Genomic DNA, 911 nt, shown 5'->3' with positions numbered 1-911 from the left:
GGCGGGTCCAGCGGATCCGGCAGGTCCGGCAGGTCCGGCGAGTCCGGCAGGTCCGGCGGACCCAGCAAGTCCGGCAGGTCCGGCGGGGCGGGGCCGCAGGAGGGCACGCGATGAGCGGCCGGGAGACAGTGCTCGGCCGGATCCGCCGCGCGCTGGCGGACGTACCTCGCACAGAGCGGCCCGATCAGGCTCCGGTCGCCCGCGACCATCTGCGGGTGCACGGCGAGCGCTCCGCGCGAGAGACGGCGCGGCTGCTCGCCGCCCATCTGGTGGACTACCGGGCGCACGTATTGCACTGCACCCCGGCCGACCTGCCGCAGACGATCGCGGATCTGCTGGCACGGCGGGGATCGCGCAGCGTGGTGACGCCTGCCGGGGTGCCCGCCAAGTGGCTGCCCGAAGACGTCGAGCGCGTAACGGACTCGGCGGCGCTCACCCCGCTCGACCTGGACGCGGTGGGAAGCGTGGTGACGGGGTGCGCGGTCGCCGTGGCCGAGACGGGCACCCTGGTGCTGGACGCGTCCGAGGACCAGGGGCGGCGCCGCATCACCCTCGTCCCGGACCACCACATCTGTGTGGTGCGGGTGCCGGAGCAGGTCGTCGACTCCGTACCGCAGGCCCTCGAACGTTTGGATCCCGCCCGGCCGCAGACCTGGATCTCCGGTCCGTCGGCCACCAGCGACATCGAACTCGACCGGGTGGAGGGCGTACACGGGCCGCGCACGCTCGATGTGGTGCTGGTCGCGGCGGAGGCCGAAGCAGCTGAGACGGAGGCCGACGCCGCTGGGACGGCGGAGGGAGCGCGGGGAGCCGAGACCGCCGAAGGCTGACCGGCCGTCCCCCGCGCCCCGTCGGGGCGCACGTACCGCGACGGGGCGACGGGGCGACGGGGCGACGGGGCGACGGGGCGA

At 75.3% G+C, this 911-nt stretch carries 1 protein-coding gene; it reads left to right on the top strand.

From position 1 onward, the window contains the following. Positions 1-110 precede the first annotated feature (110 nt). Positions 111-830: a lactate utilization protein C gene (locus tag ACFXIV_RS47810; protein ID WP_379421526.1), complete on the top strand. Its 720-nt coding sequence runs from the start codon at positions 111-113 to the stop codon at positions 828-830. Positions 831-911: the final 81 nt, after the last annotated feature.

Source organism: Nocardia sp. NPDC059236, from assembly GCF_042754085.1.
GTDB lineage: Bacteria > Actinomycetota > Actinomycetes > Mycobacteriales > Mycobacteriaceae > Nocardia.
This window is presented reverse-complemented; position numbering and strand designations above follow the sequence as displayed.